Here is a 3,360-nt window from a genome sequence, read left to right as displayed (position 1 = left end):
TGCGCAGATAGGGGTTTTGCGAAATGAATCTTGACGATGACCTACTCTCACATGGGGAAACCCCACACTACCATCGGCGATGCATCGTTTCACTACTGAGTTCGGGATGGGATCAGGTGGTTCCAATGCTCTATGGTCGTCAAGAAATTCTGTTGCCAGAATGTCCAGATGGACAGCCCAGCGAATTCGGATATGCGATATTTGTGGTCTTACGAATTTTCGGGTCTTTCGTCTTCACCACCACAATCTGCGTCAGCAAATTGCTTGGGTGTTATATGGTCAAGCCTCACGGGCAATTAGTATTGGTTAGCTCAACGCCTCACAGCGCTTACACACCCAACCTATCAACGTCGTAGTCTTCGACGGCCCTTTAGGGGATTCAAGATCCCAGTGAGATCTCATCTTGAGGCAAGTTTCCCGCTTAGATGCTTTCAGCGGTTATCTCTTCCGAACATAGCTACCCGGCAATGCCACTGGCGTGACAACCGGAACACCAGAGGTTCGTCCACTCCGGTCCTCTCGTACTAGGAGCAGCCCCTCTCAAATCTCAAACGTCCACGGCAGATAGGGACCGAACTGTCTCACGACGTTCTAAACCCAGCTCGCGTACCACTTTAAATGGCGAACAGCCATACCCTTGGGACCGGCTTCAGCCCCAGGATGTGATGAGCCGACATCGAGGTGCCAAACACCGCCGTCGATATGAACTCTTGGGCGGTATCAGCCTGTTATCCCCGGAGTACCTTTTATCCGTTGAGCGATGGCCCTTCCATACAGAACCACCGGATCACTAAGACCTACTTTCGTACCTGCTCGACGTGTTTGTCTCGCAGTCAAGCGCGCTTTTGCCTTTATACTCTACGACCGATTTCCGACCGGTCTGAGCGCACCTTCGTACTCCTCCGTTACTCTTTGGGAGGAGACCGCCCCAGTCAAACTACCCACCATACACTGTCCTCGATCCGGATAACGGACCTGAGTTAGAACCTCAAAGTTGCCAGGGTGGTATTTCAAGGATGGCTCCATGAGAACTGGCGTCCCCACTTCAAAGCCTCCCACCTATCCTACACAAGCAAATTCAAAGTCCAGTGCAAAGCTATAGTAAAGGTTCACGGGGTCTTTCCGTCTAGCCGCGGATACACTGCATCTTCACAGCGATTTCAATTTCACTGAGTCTCGGGTGGAGACAGCGCCGCCATCGTTACGCCATTCGTGCAGGTCGGAACTTACCCGACAAGGAATTTCGCTACCTTAGGACCGTTATAGTTACGGCCGCCGTTTACCGGGGCTTCGATCAAGAGCTTCGCTTGCGCTAACCCCATCAATTAACCTTCCGGCACCGGGCAGGCGTCACACCCTATACGTCCACTTTCGTGTTTGCAGAGTGCTGTGTTTTTAATAAACAGTCGCAGCGGCCTGGTATCTTCGACCGGCATGGGCTTACGGAGCAAGTCCTTCACCCTCGCCGGCGCACCTTCTCCCGAAGTTACGGTGCCATTTTGCCTAGTTCCTTCACCCGAGTTCTCTCAAGCGCCTTGGTATTCTCTACCTAACCACCTGTGTCGGTTTGGGGTACGGTTCCCAGTTATCTGAAGCTTAGGAGCTTTTCTTGGAAGCATGGTATCAACCACTTCGTCGCCTAAAGGCAACTCGTCATCAGCTCTCGGCCTTGAAATCCCGGATTTGCCTAAGATTTCAGCCTACCACCTTAAACCTGGACAACCAACGCCAGGCTGGCCTAACCTTCTCCGTCCCTCCATCGCAATAACTGGAAGTACAGGAATATTAACCTGTTTTCCATCGACTACGCTTTTCAGCCTCGCCTTAGGGACCGACTAACCCTGCGTCGATTAACGTTGCGCAGGAAACCTTGGTCTTTCGGCGTGCGAGTTTTTCACTCGCATTGTCGTTACTCATGTCAGCATTCGCACTTCTGATACCTCCAGCAAGCTTCTCAACTCACCTTCACAGGCTTACAGAACGCTCCTCTACCGCATCATCATACGATGATACCCGTAGCTTCGGTGCATGGTTTGAGCCCCGTTACATCTTCCGCGCAGGCCGACTCGACTAGTGAGCTATTACGCTTTCTTTAAAGGGTGGCTGCTTCTAAGCCAACCTCCTAGCTGTCTAAGCCTTCCCACATCGTTTCCCACTTAACCATGACTTTGGGACCTTAGCTGACGGTCTGGGTTGTTTCCCTTTTCACGACGGACGTTAGCACCCGCCGTGTGTCTCCCATGCTCGGCACTTGTAGGTATTCGGAGTTTGCATCGGTTTGGTAAGTCGGGATGACCCCCTAGCCGAAACAGTGCTCTACCCCCTACAGTGATACATGAGGCGCTACCTAAATAGCTTTCGAGGAGAACCAGCTATCTCCGAGCTTGATTAGCCTTTCACTCCGATCCACAGGTCATCCGCTAACTTTTCAACGGTAGTCGGTTCGGTCCTCCAGTCAGTGTTACCTAACCTTCAACCTGCCCATGGATAGATCGCCCGGTTTCGGGTCTATACCCAGCGACTAAACGCCCTATTAAGACTCGCTTTCGCTACGCCTCCCCTATTCGGTTAAGCTCGCCACTGAATATAAGTCGCTGACCCATTATACAAAAGGTACGCAGTCACCTAACAAAGTAGGCTCCCACTGCTTGTACGCATACGGTTTCAGGTTCTATTTCACTCCCCTCTCCGGGGTTCTTTTCGCCTTTCCCTCACGGTACTGGTTCACTATCGGTCAGTCAGTAGTATTTAGCCTTGGAGGATGGTCCCCCCATATTCAGACAAAGTTTCTCGTGCTCCGTCCTACTCGATTTCATTGATAAGAGATTTTCGTGTACGGGGCTATCACCCACTATGGCCGCACTTTCCAGAGCGTTCCACTAATCTCAAACCAACTTAAGGGCTGGTCCCCGTTCGCTCGCCACTACTAAGGGAATCTCGGTTGATTTCTTTTCCTCAGGGTACTTAGATGTTTCAGTTCCCCTGGTTCGCCTCTTGCACCTATGTATTCAGTACAAGATAACCAGCTTGTGCTGGCTGGGTTCCCCCATTCAGAGATCTCTGGATCACAGTCTGTTTGCCGACTCCCCAAAGCTTATCGCAGGCTACCACGTCTTTCATCGCCTCTGACTGCCAAGGCATCCACCGTATGCGCTTCTTCACTTGACCATATAACCCCAAGCAATCTGGTTATACTGTGAAGACGACATTCGCCGAAAATTCGTACGTTGCTCTTTCGAGCAGAACTCACAAATTTTACCTTAGCCTGATCCACCAGCAGTGAAACTGGTGTTCAGTCTATATCTATCACATATCCGAATTTTTAAAGAACGATCTGACAAAAGCCAGAAATCAACATTC

At 51.0% G+C, this 3,360-nt stretch carries 2 rRNA genes; both read right to left on the bottom strand.

What is annotated here, in order from left to right:
• Positions 1-28 precede the first annotated feature (28 nt).
• A 5S ribosomal RNA gene (gene rrf, locus ACK59Z_RS25680) occupies positions 29-144 on the bottom strand.
• A 131-nt stretch (positions 145-275) separates the two neighbouring features.
• Positions 276-3,168 (bottom strand): 23S ribosomal RNA (locus ACK59Z_RS25675).
• Between the last annotated feature and the right edge of the window lie 192 nt (positions 3,169-3,360).

Source organism: Pseudomonas sp. KCJK9058 (assembly GCF_046230975.1).
GTDB classification, from domain to species: Bacteria; Pseudomonadota; Gammaproteobacteria; order Pseudomonadales; family Pseudomonadaceae; genus Aquipseudomonas; species Aquipseudomonas alloputida.
This window is presented reverse-complemented; position numbering and strand designations above follow the sequence as displayed.